Raw genomic sequence first — 12,230 nt, 5'->3', positions numbered from 1 at the left:
ATCGCCGCATGGACTGTCCCATTTGCAAAGGAGGCGGCACGCCGCCTCACGGACAGCGCGTCGATCCGACAGGAGCCCTTATATGCCCAACCCCCTGATCGCCCTCGTCCTGAGCCTGACGAGCACGCTGGGGGCGGCGCCTTCGGTGCGTTACGAACCCGCCGGCACGGCCCGCGAGCAACACGCCAGGAAGCTCCTGAAGGACAGCGGCGCGCTGCGGCCCCGGCTCGGCGGGGTCCAGGTCGTGGCCCGCGGCTGCGACGCCCCCCGCGCCCGCTGGGACGGCGGCAAGCGGCGGATCACGATCTGCTACTCCCTGGTCAACAAGATCGACCGGACGCTCACCGGCATCTCCGAGACCGAGGAGGCCGACCGGCGCACCACCGCCGGCCGCGTGGACGGCGCGCTGGCCGCCGTCTACCACCACCAGCTCGGCCACGCCCTGGCCGCGCTCAACGGCCTGCCCGCCGACGAGCAGCAGGCCGACCGGTTCGCCGCGCTGACGCTCGCCGCGCGCGACGGCGGGCACGTGGTGGCCGCCGCCGAGGCCCGCCACCTGCTGGCCGCCCACACCGACGCGGACCACCTGTCGGGGACGGCCGCGTCCGCCACCTTCGCCTGCCTCCTGTACGGCGCCGACCCCGTGAAGTACGCCCGCATCGCCAAGGGCGGCTGGGTTCCGGCCGAGCGCGCCCCCTCCTGCCGCGCCGAGTACGAGCAGGCCAGGTCGGCTCTGGGCTCCCTGGCCGTGAAAGTCGAGGCGTGAGGGGTACGTCCGGTGTATGGCTGAGGAGCTGCTCCGAGAGTTCGACCCGTTCGACATCTTCGACACCGAGGCGGCCCGGCTCGACCGGTTCTTCGACGGGCTCGACGAGGCGGGCTGGGCGCGTCCGTCCCGCTGTGCCGGGTGGTCGGTCCGGGACGTGCTCGCCCACCTGGCGGGTGAGGAGGCGTACAACCACGCCTGCCTCGACGGCACCGTGCAGGAGCTGCTGACCCGGGTGGCCGCCGAGGGGGTGACCGGGTTCAACGACTTCAACGAGTGGTCCGTACGGCAGCGTCGTGACGTGCCCGTCGAGACGGTGCTCCAGGAGTGGCGCACCAAGAACGGCGAGACGCGCGAACGCATGCGGGCACTCGGCCGCGACGCGACGATCGACACGATGGCGGGCCCGTACCCGGTGGGGTTGCAGACCTTCCACTACGACTCCGAGTACGCCACCCACGCCGATGACGTCGGCGCGCCGGTCTCGCAGGAGGAGATCGACCACCGGACGTTCTGGCGGGTGGCCGTCGGGCGGTTCGTGCTGGCCGAGCAGGACTCGAAGGCGCAGGTGGAGCAGACGGCCGAGCAGATCTGGGTGAGCGTCGACCAGGGCAGCGCGTCGCTGTCGTACCCGGAGTTCGTGGAGGCGACCGTGGGGCGGCTGCCGACCGACGGGCTCGACCCGCGGGTCGCCGCCGCGCTGCGGTGCCTGGCCTGAGAGGAGAGCGGCATGTGGCTGCGTGACCGCGAGGGCTCCGAGCCGGTGACCGCGCGCAGTCCGCTGCGCGCCAGGCGCATCCTGTCGTGGATCGCCCTGGTGGTCGCCGTGGTCGCGGCGGTCTTCTTCGTGACCCGCGCGATGTCCACGGGACAGCAGGTGTGGGTCTGGGAGGCCGCCATCGCCGCCGCGGTGGCCGTGGTGGCCGCCGTGGACCTGGCGGTGCTCAGACGCCGCCGCGCCCGGCCGTCAGGTGGTGAGCACGGCCAGCAGGAGCAGCAGGATCACGGCGGCGGCCACCCCGAAGATGATCCAGACATGGGTCAGCGCCCACACTCGTAGCCGGTCACCGCAGGCATGCGGATAGTCGATTCCGTCGGACTCGATCCTGTTGATCGCCGCCACGCGCCGGGCCAGCTCGGGGTCGTCCCGTTCGAGGCCCTGCTCGATCTCAGCGAGGAGGCGGCGTTCCCTTCCAGAGAGACCCATCGCGATCACCATTGCTCCCACGCCGGTGAAAGCCTTGTACCCACCAGTAGCCCCAGCATGCCCGCCTCGCGCGTCCTTGGCATGACATGCCGAAACCCCCGGCCGCTCCGGCCGGAAGGCAGGGAGCGGACAGGGGCGGGTCAAGCTTCGGCTGTCATTTCCTGCCGTAGCGCTGGTTGAAGCGCTCGACGCGGCCCTCGGTGTCGAGGACGCGGCTGCGGCCGGTGTAGAACGGGTGGCTGGCCGACGACACGTCGACGTCCACGACCGGGTAGGTCCTGCCGTCCTCCCACTCGACGGTCCTGCTGCTCGTCAGGGTCGAGCGGGTGAGGATGGCGAAGCCGGCGCTCGGGTCGCGGAAGACGACCGGACGGTACGAGGGGTGCAGGTTCTTCTTCATGCCCCTCTCAACCGGGTGACAATGGTTTTCATTCCCTGGCTTCCGGGTCGATCCCGAGGACGGTCCGGCCGCCGTCCACGGGGATCGTCGCACCGTTGACGAAGGAGGCCTCCGGCGACAGCAGGTGCGCCACGACCGAGGCCACCTCGTCCGGGTGGGCGACCCGGCCCAGGGGGTGCACCCTGGCCATCTCGCGCTCGACCTCCACGACCTCGTCCGCGGTCCTGGAGGCCAGGAAGTCCTCGTAGCGTTCGGTGGCCACCGAACCCGGCGCGACGGCGTTGACCCTGATGCCGTACCGCCCGTACTCGACGGCCAGCGACCTGGTCAGGCCCTCGGTCGCGGCCTTCGCCGTGGCGTAGGGCAGGCTGCCGGGCACCGCCCTCGTGGCCTGGTGCGAGGTGACGTTGACGATCGCCCCGGGCGTGCCCGCCGCCAGGAACCGACGGACGGCCACCGCGCAGCCCACCAGCGCCAGGTCCAGGTTGGCCGCGACCAGCTCCCTGACCTCGGCGATCGGGGCGTCGTGCACGGAGGCGTCACGGAAGATCGCCGCGTTGTTGACCCAGCCCGCCAGCGTGCCGGCCTCCTGGGCCCGGTCGGCGGCCCACGCGGCCAGCTCCTCGTCGGCCGCGTCGCCCACCACGGGGATGACGCGGGGGCCCGTCCAGGACAGCGAGCCGCCGTCGCGGTCGATGACGACGACGGTGTCCTTCTCCCCCAGGAGCCGCTGGACCACGGCCTTCCCGATGCCACGCCCGCCGCCGGTCACCACGTAGGAAAGACTCATGCGTCCGACGCTACTCCCGTTCCGGAGTGACGTTCGTCACCGTATTTCCGGATGGTGAATGGGGTTCCCGGATGGTGAACGGGAACGAACCAGGCGTGATCGCCGTACCCGGTCCGAGGTCGCCGGCTTTCGTGGTCGGGGCGCTCGCGATCACGCAGACGGCCGGCTACGGCGTGCTCTACTACGCGTTCTCGGTGCTCATCCCGCCGATGGCCCGCGACCTGCGGACGGGGGTCGCCCAGCTCACCGGGGCGATCACGGTGGCGGTGCTGGTGTCCGCCCTGTTCGCGCCGCTCGTCGGACGCCGGCTCGACCGGCACGGGGGCCGCGCGCTGATGACGGCCGGGTCCCTGCTGGGCGGGCTCGCGGTGCTCGCGTGGTCGCAGGTGCGCACGGTGACGCAGCTCTACCTGGTGTGCGCGGTGCTCGGGGCCGCCTCGGCCATGGTGCTCTACGAGGCCGCCTTCGCGGTGATCGTCGCCTGGTTCGACGCGGCCCGGCGGGCGCGCGCGCTGCTGGCCGTGACGGTGGTGGCCGGGTTCGCCTCCAGCATCTTCCTGCCACTGACGGGGTTCCTCGTGGACCGGTACGGCTGGCGGCAGGCGCTGGTCGTCCTGGCCGCCGGGTACGCGCTGACGGCCGTGCCGCTGCACGCGCTGGCCGTGCGGGGGCGGGGGGCGTCCGCGCCGCCGGCCCGGCGTCGCGCGATCGTCGGCTCCGCGCTGCGCGAACGGCCGTTCTGGCTGCTGGTGGCCGCCTTCCTGGCCCAGACGGGCGCGGTGGCGGTCATGGGGGTGCTGCTGGTGACGTACCTGATCGCGCTCGGACATCCGCCGTTGTTCGCGGCGAGCGTGGCCGGGCTGCTCGGCGTGTTGTCGGTGACCGGGCGGCTGGTCACGACGGGGCTGCAGAGCCGGTGGCCGGTGGCGCTGGTCACGGCGGCGATGTTCGCCGTCCAGGGGGTGGCGGCGCTGCTGCTGCCGCTGGCGGGCGACAGCGTCGCGGGGGCGGTCGCGGGGGTGGTGCTGTTCGGGCTGGGGTTCGGGGTGGCCACGATCGCCCGTCCCGCGCTGCTGGCCGACCGGTACGGCACGACCGCGTACGCGACGCTGAGCGGCGCGCTCGCCCTGCCCGTCACGGTGGCCAAGGCGGTGGCCCCGCTGCTGTCGGCGGCGGTGGCGCAGATCGCCGGATATCCGGCGGTGATGGCCTCGGTGGCGGCGGCGTGCGTGCTCGGAGCGCTCTCGCTGGTGGCCTACGATCGGTACGGGCGGGCGCCGGAGCAGGAGGCCGCGCTGCCCGCCGAGCCGGCCTGAGACCCGCGGTCCGCCGTCGGCGGAACTGACGGAACGTCGATCGACGACCACGTAAGGTAGCCGCATGGATACCCCCACCGAGGTTCTCCACCGCGTCTTCGGTTACGACTCGTTCAGGGCGGGTCAGCAGGAGATCATCGACCATGTCGTCGGCGGCGGCGACGCGCTGGTGCTCATGCCCACCGGCGGCGGCAAGTCCCTGTGCTACCAGATCCCGGCCCTCGTGCGCCCCGGGGTGGGGGTCGTCGTCTCGCCGCTCATCGCGCTCATGCAGGACCAGGTCGACGCGCTGCGCGCGCTCGGCGTGCGGGCCGGTTTCCTCAACTCCACCCAAGACTTCGACGAGCGCCAGCTCGTGGAGGCCGAGTTCCTGGCCGGCGAGCTCGACCTGCTCTACCTCGCGCCCGAGCGGCTGCGCGTCGAGGCCACGATGCGGCTGCTGGCCAAGGGCGAGATCTCGATGTTCGCCATCGACGAGGCCCACTGCGTGTCGCAGTGGGGCCACGACTTCCGCCCCGACTACCTGGCCCTGTCGGAGCTGCGCGAGCGCTGGCCGCAGGTGCCGCGCATCGCGCTGACCGCCACCGCCACCCCGGCCACCCACGCCGAGATCTCCACCCGGCTCGGCCTCGACGAGGCCCGCCATTTCGTGGCCGGCTTCGACCGGCCCAACATCCACTACCGCATCACGTCCAAGAGCGATCCCAAGCGGCAGCTCCTCGACTTCCTGCGCACCGAGCACCCGGGCGACTCCGGCATCGTCTACTGTCTGTCGCGCTCGTCGGTGGAGAAGATCGCCGCGTTCCTGGCCGATCACGGCATCGCGGCGGTGCCGTACCACGCGGGGCTCGACGCCCGCACCCGCGCCGCCCACCAGTCCCGCTTCCTGCGCGAGGACGGGCTGATCGTGGTGGCCACCATCGCGTTCGGCATGGGCATCGACAAGCCCGACGTGCGGTTCGTCGCCCACCTCGACCTGCCCAAGTCGGTCGAGGGCTACTACCAGGAGACCGGCCGGGCCGGGCGCGACGGCCTGCCCGCGACCGCCTGGATGGCCTACGGCCTCCAGGACGTCGTCCAGCACCGGCGCATGGCCCTGGAGGGCGACGACGCCCACCGCCGCCGCCAGGTCCTCCACCTCGACGCCATGCTGGCGCTGTGCGAGACGGCCGGCTGCCGCCGGGTCATGCTGCTCGACTACTTCGGGCAGAAGGGCGCCGAGCCCTGCGGCAACTGCGACACCTGCCAGAGCCCGCCCGAGTCCTGGGACGGCACGATCGCCGCCCAGAAGGTGCTGTCCACCGTGCTCCGGCTCAAGCGGGAGCGCGGCCAGAAGTTCGGCGTCGGCCAGGTGGTCGACATCCTGCTCGGCAAGAAGACGGCCAAGGTGCTCCAGCACGGCCACGACTCACTGACCGTGTTCGGCGTGGGCACCGACCTGGGCAACGCCGAGTGGCACGGCGTGGCGCGGCAACTGCTGGCCCAGGGCCTGCTCGCGGTGGAGTCCGACCACGGCACGCTGGTGCTCACCGACGCCAGCGCCGACGTGCTGCGCGGGCAGCGGGAGGTGCCGCTGCGCCGGGAGACCGCCCGTCCGGCGTCCCGGGCATCCAGGTCGTCCGGGTCGTCCGGGGCGAAGGGGCAGCCGGTCGCCGAGCTTTCCGCCGAGGCGGCGCCGCTGTTCGAGCGGCTGCGGGCCTGGCGGGGCGCCGTCGCCAAGGAACAGGGCGTGCCCGCGTACGTCATCTTCCACGACGCCACGCTGCGGGAGATCGCCACGTCGGCGCCGTCCTCACTGGCGGAGCTGAGCCGGGTCAACGGGGTCGGGGAGAACAAACTCGCCAAATACGGTGACCAGGTTCTGGAGGTCGTCGGGGCGGCGGCCGCCGAAGACGCCTGACACCGTTTCCGCCTCCGGCCTCCGTGGAGGTGCGGTTCGGGGTGATGGCGACGGCCGCACGAAGAACGGTCGTCGCCATCACGTGGGCCGGCCCGGTCGAGGTGTCTGGCCCGCGACCGGCCGGACGGCTGTCGGGCCCCGTGTCCCTCTTTGATCGTACGGGGTGCCGCCACCGAGTGGGGGGCCGGTCATGCCGTCAGTTCGGGGCGCGGCCGAGGTAGGCGAGGAGGTGTTCCTGGGCGGTGGCCAGCGGGGGCGGCCGGAGCCGGGCGGCGAAGCGGAACGGGCGGTCCTCGTCGGTGACGAACAGGTGGGCCAGGTCCAGCAGTTCTTCCGCCAGGGCGTGCGGGATCGGGCGGCGTTCGCCGCAGGCTCGCGCGATGTCCCAGCCGTGCACGGTGATCTCGATGGCGCCCGCCGCGGCGACCATCGGCGTCGTCATCGGCACGTTCCCCACGGAGATCATCTCGGCCTGGATCGTACCCGTCCAGGTGCCGAGCACTTCGGTCGCGCCGTCCCTGAGCAGCAGGGCCGGGTTGCCGGGCGCGGGGCCGCCGACGGTGACGGGCCTGCGGGCGGGGGCGATGTGGCCCAGCGCGGCCTCGTTCAGGGCCTCGAAGGAGTCGTGCATGTGGTCCAGGAGCGCCTGGAGGCTCCAGCGGGAGCACGGGGTGGGGCGGCACAGCACGTGGGGGCTGACTATGCGGAGGCTGCCCAAGGTGTAGTCGATGGCCCGCTCAAGCAGCGCCACCCCTGCCGTCAATGCCCGTGCCCGTTCGTTCATGTCGCCTCCTCGGTTCATGCAGACCTTGGGGATGACGGAAATTCATCGGCAGTCGAGGCCGGGAGCCGAGGGCCGGGGCCGCGGGGTCTTCCAGTGCTTGGGGAGCAGCGCGTTCCACTGCACAGGCCCCCCACGCACACAGCCCCGCCCCCACAAGGCCCACAGTGCCGAAGGGCCGGGGGCCGCGGGGTCTTCCTGTGTTTGGGGGACAGTCCGTTCCACTGCACAGGCCCCCACGCACAAGGCCCGTGTGCTTGCGGGGGTGGGCTCAAGTGGCTCTTGGGTTGGGATGTGGGTGGCGCTTGTTTCGCTGGAACCTTTGGGCGGGTGGCGGGGTATGTGAGGGCATGAGGAAGATAGCGACGTTTTCGGTGGTGGCGCTCCTGCTGGCGAGCGGGTGTGCGGGGTGCGGTGGTTCCGGAGGGTCGCCAGTCGCGAGTGGTGGTGGCGTTGGGGCTCTGTCCGGGGGCGAGGGGAGCTCATCCCCGGGGCTCACCCCGAGCGGGAGCACGCCGAGCGGGAGCACGCCGAGCGGGAGTGGAAGCCCGGAGACGGCTGGGCGGCCGAGCGGAGGCCCGAGCCCGGAGACGGGTGGGAGGCCGGACGGAGGGCCGAGCTCGGAGACAGGTGGGCGGCCGAGCGGGGGGCCGAGTCTGAAGATTGGTGGGAAGCCGGGGTCTGGGGGTGGCGGCGGCGGGGGTTGTGAGGAGACGCCTGTGGTGGAAGGGAAGGGGTTTCCGGAGGTGCGGGGGGTGTCGGGGGATGTCGAGGTGTGGGGGTTGTTGTTCGTGTCCGGGGTGCCGCTGCCGCGGGGCGAGACCGTCAAGATCGTGTGGCGGATGACCGGCGAGGGGCCGCTGACGGTCAAGGCGGCCCTTCCCGACGGCACCGCCGCCCGGCTCGCCTGGGGGCCCGAGGAGCACGGCGGGTCGACCTGGCACCGGCCGGGGGACGAATGGGGCACCGGGCTCGTCTTCCCCGAACGCGGCTGCTGGAGGATCGACCTCAGCCGCACCCACGGCACAGCCCACCTCTGGCTACCGGTCGCCTGACACACAACCGCCGAAACACCGTGCACGTAGACCCGACCACCGAAACACCGGCCGCGTCGCATCCGCCCCCCGGAACTCCGGTCGCACGACAACCGACCACTGACGCGTCGGCCACGCAGCAACCGTCCACCGAAATACGGATCGCACAGCACCCGGCCACCGACACGCTGGTCGCGTGGCGCCGGGTCAGTGGGGGTTCAGTGCGCGGTCCACGAATGCTTCGACGTCGGCGAGCACCTCGTTCTTGTTGGTTTCGTTGAACACCTCGTGGCGGGCTCCGGCGTAGATCCGCTCGGTCAGGTCGCTGCCCTTGACCGCCTCCACCCCGGCCCGGCTCCCGGCCAGCGGTACGAGCTGGTCGTCGTCGCCGTGCACCCACAGCGTGGGCAGGTCGCCGAACGTGCCGCCCTTGGCGATCGTGTCGAGCATCGCGGCGAACGCCTGCACCGTGGCCCGCTTGAACGGCCCGTGCCAGACCAGCGGGTCTTCCGCGTACGTCGCCCCCACGGACGGGTCGCGGGAGAGCGTGGCCGGGTCGATGGGGACGTCGGGCAGCTCGTCGAGCGCCATCAGCGCCGGGATGACCTCCCACTCGCCGATCACCGGCCCCGACAGCACCAGCGCGGTCAGGCCCTCGGCGTAGCGCTGGGCGTACCGGGCGGCGATCATGCCGCCCATCGAGTGGCCGATCACCACGACCGGGACGCCGGGATGGTCGGCCCTGGCGCGTTCCTCGACGGCGTGCACGTCGGTGACGACGTCCTCGAAGTCCTCGACGAGCACGCGTTCGCCCGCCGACCTGCCGTGGCCCATGTGATCGAGTCCGTAGACGGCCGCGCCGTGCCGGACGAGGCGGTCGGCGACGTGTTCGTAGCGGCCGATGTGCTCGCCGTACCCGTGGACCAGGAGGGCGAGGTAGCGGGGCCGGGCGTGCGGCCATTCGCGGACGACGTTCGGCCCCCGCGTCCCGGTGAAGGTGTGCTCTCGCGATCCGGCCATGAACTTCCTCTCCTCCAGCCACGACGTCCGAAAACCGCTGACTTCCGCGGACGCTCCGGTGTTGTAGAGACTATGGACATCCACAACATCATCGACAGCCCGCTGGGCGAGATTCTGCTCGCCGGCGACGGCGAGGGGCGTCTGACCCGCGTGTCGTTCGACGTGGGCGCGCCGCCCGGACGCCGGGAGCCGGCCGCGTTCAGGGAGGCGGAGCGGCAGCTCGGCGAGTACTTCGCGGGCGAGCGTACCGTCTTCGACCTGCCCCTGGCCGCCCGCGGGACGGCGTTCCAGCAGCAGGTGTGGGAGCAGGTGGCGGCGCTGCCGTACGGGACCACCGTGAGCTATGGCGAGCTGACCGCCCGCGCGGGCGCGGCACGGGACCGCATCCGCGCGGTCGGCGCGGCGATCGGCGCGAACCCGCTGCTCGTCGTGGTCCCCTGCCACCGGGTGGTCGCCGCGGACGGCGCGCTGACCGGCTACGCGGGTGGCCTGGAACGCAAGTGCGACCTGCTCACCCTCGAAGGCGTGCTCCAGCCGCAGCTGTGGAGCGTGCTGCCATGACGGGGTTCCCGCAGGTCGAAGGGGCCGACTGGAAGCTGCTGGCCGGGGAGCTCGACGCCCACGGCTGCGCGCTGACGCCGCGGCTGCTCTCGCCGGCGGAGTGCGCGGAGATCTCCGCCCTGTACGACGAGACGGGCCGGTTCCGCGCCACCATCGACATGGCGCGCCACCGGTTCGGCTCCGGCCAGTACCGGTACTTCCGCCGGCCGTTCCCGCCGCTGGTCGAGGCGTTGCGGGCGGCGTTCTATCCCCGGCTGTTGCCGATCGCCCGCGACTGGGCGGCCCGGCTCGGCCAGCCGGCGCCCTGGCCGGACGACTTCGGCGAGTGGCTGGACATGTGCCACGCGGCGGGACAGACCAGGCCGACCCCGATCCTGCTGCGTTACCGCGAGAACGACTGGAACGCCCTCCACCGCGACCTGTATGGCGACCTCGTGTTCCCGCTCCAGGTCGTGATCGGCCTCGACCGGCCCGGCGAGGACTACACCGGGGGCGAGTTCCTGCTGGTGGAGCAGCGGCCGAGGGCTCAGTCGCGGGGCACGGTAACCGTCCTGCCGCAGGGTCACGGGCTGATCTTCACCACCCGCGACCGGCCGGTGCGCTCCTCGCGCGGCTGGTCGGCCTCGCCGGTGCGGCACGGGGTCAGCACGGTGCGTTCCGGGCTGCGGCACACCCTCGGCCTCGTCCTGCACGACGCGACATGACGGGCGAGCCGATCGCCGAGCTGGAGGGGGTGCTCGCGCTGGTACGGGCCCAGCGTCCGAGGGCGGCGGCGGTCGTGATCGGCCACGGCCGGGACGGCGTCCACCTGGCTGAGGCGTTCGCGGACGCCTGGGAGGGGACGGTGCTAGCGGTGGTCGCCTGGCCGGAGACGGCGGCGTCGTGGTTGCGTCAGGCCAGGCGGTTCACGGCGGGAGCCCCCGACGCCTGGGTGGTCGCGGGCGAGCCGGCGGGATGGGCCGGGATGAGCGGACGCCTGCGCCGCAGCACCGCCTGGGACCCGAACCGGACGTACGGTTTCGCGGCCACGGCCCGCGCGGTCGCCCTGGCCGCCCCTGGGACACTGGAAGGCATGCGCGGAGCCGACACCGACGGCACACCATGGCGAATAGGACGAAATCTGATATTTCGGGAAGAATTGTGATCCCTTTGCCCATGCGGGAGATCGCCCCCGGCGCGGTGCACGTCCCCGGCTGGCTGTCCCTCCGCGAGCAGCAGGACCTGGTGCGCGCCTGCCGCGCCTGGGCCACCGGCCCGGTGCCGATCCGGCACACCGTGCTGCCCGGAGGCGGCGTGATGTCGGTGCGGACGGTGTGCGTCGGCTGGCACTGGCAGCCGTACCGGTACACGCGGCTGGCCCACGACGTGAACGGGCAGCGGGTGGCCGCGTTCCCCGGCTGGCTCGGCGACCTCGGCCGCCGCGCGATCGCCGACGCCTACGGCCGCCCGGACGACGGCTACGAACCGGACACCGCGCTGGTCAACTTCTACGACGGCCAGGCCAGGATGGGCATGCACCAGGACAAGGACGAACGCTCCGACGCCCCGGTGGTGTCCCTGAGCGTCGGCGACACGTGCCTGTTCCGCTTCGGCAACACCGAGACGCGCGGGAAGCCGTACACGGACGTCGAGCTGGCCTCGGGTGACCTGTTCGTGTTCGGCGGCGCGTCCCGGTTCGCCTATCACGGCGTGCCGAAGGTCCATCCGGGCACCGGCGACCCCGCCACGGGCCTGGCCGCCGGACGCCTCAACGTCACGATGCGGGTGACTGGTCTTCGATGAAGTAGTCGAACTGGTCGTCGGTGAGGGTGCGGCGCAGGATGCGCAGGACCTTGCCGGGGTCGTCGTGCGGGCCCGGCACGTAGAAGGGCTTGCCCTCGCGGCCGAAGGTGATGGCCGAGCCGCCCTCCCACTTGCCCAGCAGGTCGCTGACCGGCGAGAAGTCCTCGTGGGGCTCGAAGCCGAGCGTGCGCGCGTAGTCCATCGAGCCGAAGACCAGGTTCTGGGCCAGCTCGATCGGCACCTCCTGGTAGCCCGCGTACTCGCCGAAGAAGTACTCGCGGAACCTGCGCAGGTCGCGATCGTCGAGCACGTCGGGGCCGATGGTGTTCTTCACGCCGAGGCAGTAGACGTCGGCGAGGTAGCCGCAGACGGTCATCCGGTCCCAGGTGTGACGCCGGGCGACCAGCACGCACACCATGCCGCCCGCGCCGGACTCCGGGGCCTCGTCGGTCCAGCCCTTGGACGGGTCGACGCCCAGCCCGGCGCTCCAGCCGACGTTCGTCCAGCAGCCGACCACCTCGGCCTCGCCGGTCGTCACGTTCTCGGCGGCGATGGCGCGCACGAGGGGCGCGACGACCGACGGCGACACCTTGAGCGCCCGGGCGATCTCCTTGGGGGACCTGCCCTGGGCGCGCAGCTCGCGTACCTGATCCTTCAACTCCACACGCGGCAG

General features: G+C 72.3%; 16 protein-coding genes. 10 read left to right on the top strand and 6 right to left on the bottom strand.

Translation table 11 applies throughout. The features are described from left to right. Positions 1-82 precede the first annotated feature (82 nt). From ACIA8R_RS21630 to ACIA8R_RS21620, 3 genes are read left to right on the top strand one after another with little or no spacing between them, the layout of a single operon-like run. On the top strand, positions 83-766 hold the full coding sequence (locus ACIA8R_RS21630) for a DUF4344 domain-containing metallopeptidase (protein WP_397039993.1): 684 nt from the start codon (positions 83-85) through the stop codon (positions 764-766). 16 nt (positions 767-782) lie between these two features. Beyond that, the gene (locus ACIA8R_RS21625) at positions 783-1,484 is read left to right on the top strand and encodes a maleylpyruvate isomerase family mycothiol-dependent enzyme (protein ID WP_357694921.1); all 702 of its coding nucleotides are present in this window, start codon (positions 783-785) and stop codon (positions 1,482-1,484) included. Between the two features lie 12 nt (positions 1,485-1,496). Further along, the gene (locus ACIA8R_RS21620) at positions 1,497-1,826 is read left to right on the top strand and encodes a DUF6343 family protein (RefSeq protein ID WP_364089219.1); all 330 of its coding nucleotides are present in this window, start codon (positions 1,497-1,499) and stop codon (positions 1,824-1,826) included. Here the strand turns inward: ACIA8R_RS21620 and ACIA8R_RS21615 are convergent. The 3 genes from ACIA8R_RS21615 to ACIA8R_RS21605 form a co-directional block, all read right to left on the bottom strand. After that, the gene (locus ACIA8R_RS21615; protein WP_364089222.1) at positions 1,734-1,973 is read right to left on the bottom strand and encodes a DUF3040 domain-containing protein; all 240 of its coding nucleotides are present in this window, start codon (positions 1,971-1,973) and stop codon (positions 1,734-1,736) included. The two genes, ACIA8R_RS21620 and ACIA8R_RS21615, sit on opposite strands and share 93 nt — an antisense overlap. 154 nt (positions 1,974-2,127) lie before the next feature. Further along, positions 2,128-2,373 carry a type B 50S ribosomal protein L31 gene (locus ACIA8R_RS21610; RefSeq protein WP_357694915.1) on the bottom strand — a complete coding sequence of 82 codons (246 nt, stop codon included), beginning with the start codon at positions 2,371-2,373 and terminating at the stop codon, positions 2,128-2,130. A 28-nt stretch (positions 2,374-2,401) separates the two neighbouring features. Beyond that, positions 2,402-3,163, bottom strand: coding sequence for an SDR family oxidoreductase (locus ACIA8R_RS21605; protein ID WP_364089225.1), 762 nt, complete (start codon positions 3,161-3,163; stop codon positions 2,402-2,404). Positions 3,164-3,258: 95 nt separating this feature from the next. Here ACIA8R_RS21605 and ACIA8R_RS21600 point away from each other — a divergent pair, with 95 nt between their 5' ends. Together ACIA8R_RS21600 and recQ are read left to right on the top strand one after the other, a co-directional pair. After that, entirely contained in the window at positions 3,259-4,479 is a 1,221-nt protein-coding gene (locus ACIA8R_RS21600; protein ID WP_397039990.1) for an MFS transporter, read from the top strand. A 64-nt stretch (positions 4,480-4,543) separates the two neighbouring features. Continuing rightward, positions 4,544-6,379 carry a DNA helicase RecQ gene (gene recQ, locus ACIA8R_RS21595; protein WP_357694909.1) on the top strand — a complete coding sequence of 612 codons (1,836 nt, stop codon included), beginning with the start codon at positions 4,544-4,546 and terminating at the stop codon, positions 6,377-6,379. A 196-nt stretch (positions 6,380-6,575) separates the two neighbouring features. Here the strand turns inward: recQ and ACIA8R_RS21590 are convergent, their stop codons facing one another. Further along, a complete protein-coding gene (locus ACIA8R_RS21590; RefSeq protein ID WP_397039988.1) occupies positions 6,576-7,163 on the bottom strand; it encodes a TIGR03086 family metal-binding protein in 588 nt (195 codons plus the stop codon). 716 nt (positions 7,164-7,879) lie between these two features. Between ACIA8R_RS21590 and ACIA8R_RS21585 the strand changes: the two genes are divergently transcribed. After that, positions 7,880-8,215, top strand: coding sequence for a hypothetical protein (locus tag ACIA8R_RS21585; RefSeq protein ID WP_397039986.1), 336 nt, complete (start codon positions 7,880-7,882; stop codon positions 8,213-8,215). A gap of 186 nt (positions 8,216-8,401) precedes the next feature. On the opposite strand, the gene ACIA8R_RS21580 is transcribed toward ACIA8R_RS21585, so the two are convergent. Continuing rightward, positions 8,402-9,214, bottom strand: a complete 813-nt coding sequence (locus tag ACIA8R_RS21580; RefSeq protein WP_397039984.1) for a lysophospholipase — start codon at positions 9,212-9,214, stop codon at positions 8,402-8,404. A 72-nt stretch (positions 9,215-9,286) separates the two neighbouring features. On the opposite strand from ACIA8R_RS21580, the gene ACIA8R_RS21575 reads away from it, so the two are divergent. From ACIA8R_RS21575 to ACIA8R_RS21560, 4 genes are read left to right on the top strand one after another with little or no spacing between them, the layout of a single operon-like run. Beyond that, positions 9,287-9,775, top strand: coding sequence for a methylated-DNA--[protein]-cysteine S-methyltransferase (locus tag ACIA8R_RS21575; protein WP_364089243.1), 489 nt, complete (start codon positions 9,287-9,289; stop codon positions 9,773-9,775). Continuing rightward, positions 9,772-10,479, top strand: coding sequence for a 2OG-Fe(II) oxygenase (locus ACIA8R_RS21570; RefSeq protein ID WP_397039982.1), 708 nt, complete (start codon positions 9,772-9,774; stop codon positions 10,477-10,479). Before ACIA8R_RS21575 ends, ACIA8R_RS21570 begins: the two co-directional genes overlap by 4 nt. Next, positions 10,476-10,919 (top strand): hypothetical protein, encoded by a 444-nt coding sequence (locus ACIA8R_RS21565; protein ID WP_397039980.1) that lies wholly within the window; start codon positions 10,476-10,478, stop codon positions 10,917-10,919. Before ACIA8R_RS21570 ends, ACIA8R_RS21565 begins: the two co-directional genes overlap by 4 nt. Then, positions 10,913-11,557 carry an alpha-ketoglutarate-dependent dioxygenase AlkB family protein gene (locus ACIA8R_RS21560; RefSeq protein ID WP_397040310.1) on the top strand — a complete coding sequence of 215 codons (645 nt, stop codon included), beginning with the start codon at positions 10,913-10,915 and terminating at the stop codon, positions 11,555-11,557. The genes ACIA8R_RS21565 and ACIA8R_RS21560 overlap by 7 nt, the downstream gene beginning before the upstream one ends. Here ACIA8R_RS21560 and ACIA8R_RS21555 read toward each other — a convergent pair. Further along, positions 11,529-12,221, bottom strand: a complete 693-nt coding sequence (locus tag ACIA8R_RS21555) for a helix-turn-helix domain-containing protein (RefSeq protein WP_357694893.1) — start codon at positions 12,219-12,221, stop codon at positions 11,529-11,531. The genes ACIA8R_RS21560 and ACIA8R_RS21555 overlap by 29 nt on opposite strands. Positions 12,222-12,230 lie beyond the last annotated feature (9 nt).

Origin of the sequence: Nonomuraea sp. NPDC051191, assembly GCF_044455665.1 — a bacterium.
GTDB lineage: Bacteria > Actinomycetota > Actinomycetes > Streptosporangiales > Streptosporangiaceae > Nonomuraea.
Note: the sequence above shows the minus strand (reverse complement) of the source record. Positions and strands in the feature narration are given on the sequence as shown.

Bases quoted from the DNA above. Each gene is read 5' to 3' on its own strand.
- ACIA8R_RS21580 (WP_397039984.1), bottom strand. From the start codon at position 9,214: ATGGCCGGATCGCGAGAGCACACCTTCACCGGGACGCGGGGGCCGAAC.
- ACIA8R_RS21625 (WP_357694921.1), top strand. From the start codon at position 783: ATGGCTGAGGAGCTGCTCCGAGAGTTCGACCCGTTCGACATCTTCGAC.
- ACIA8R_RS21620 (WP_364089219.1), top strand. From the start codon at position 1,497: ATGTGGCTGCGTGACCGCGAGGGCTCCGAGCCGGTGACCGCGCGCAGT.
- ACIA8R_RS21630 (WP_397039993.1), top strand. From the start codon at position 83: ATGCCCAACCCCCTGATCGCCCTCGTCCTGAGCCTGACGAGCACGCTG.
- ACIA8R_RS21605 (WP_364089225.1), bottom strand. From the start codon at position 3,163: ATGAGTCTTTCCTACGTGGTGACCGGCGGCGGGCGTGGCATCGGGAAG.
- ACIA8R_RS21565 (WP_397039980.1), top strand. From the start codon at position 10,476: ATGACGGGCGAGCCGATCGCCGAGCTGGAGGGGGTGCTCGCGCTGGTA.
- ACIA8R_RS21570 (WP_397039982.1), top strand. From the start codon at position 9,772: ATGACGGGGTTCCCGCAGGTCGAAGGGGCCGACTGGAAGCTGCTGGCC.
- ACIA8R_RS21610 (WP_357694915.1), bottom strand. From the start codon at position 2,373: ATGAAGAAGAACCTGCACCCCTCGTACCGTCCGGTCGTCTTCCGCGAC.
- recQ (WP_357694909.1), top strand. From the start codon at position 4,544: ATGGATACCCCCACCGAGGTTCTCCACCGCGTCTTCGGTTACGACTCG.
- ACIA8R_RS21590 (WP_397039988.1), bottom strand. From the start codon at position 7,163: ATGAACGAACGGGCACGGGCATTGACGGCAGGGGTGGCGCTGCTTGAG.
- ACIA8R_RS21615 (WP_364089222.1), bottom strand. From the start codon at position 1,973: ATGGGTCTCTCTGGAAGGGAACGCCGCCTCCTCGCTGAGATCGAGCAG.
- ACIA8R_RS21575 (WP_364089243.1), top strand. From the start codon at position 9,287: ATGGACATCCACAACATCATCGACAGCCCGCTGGGCGAGATTCTGCTC.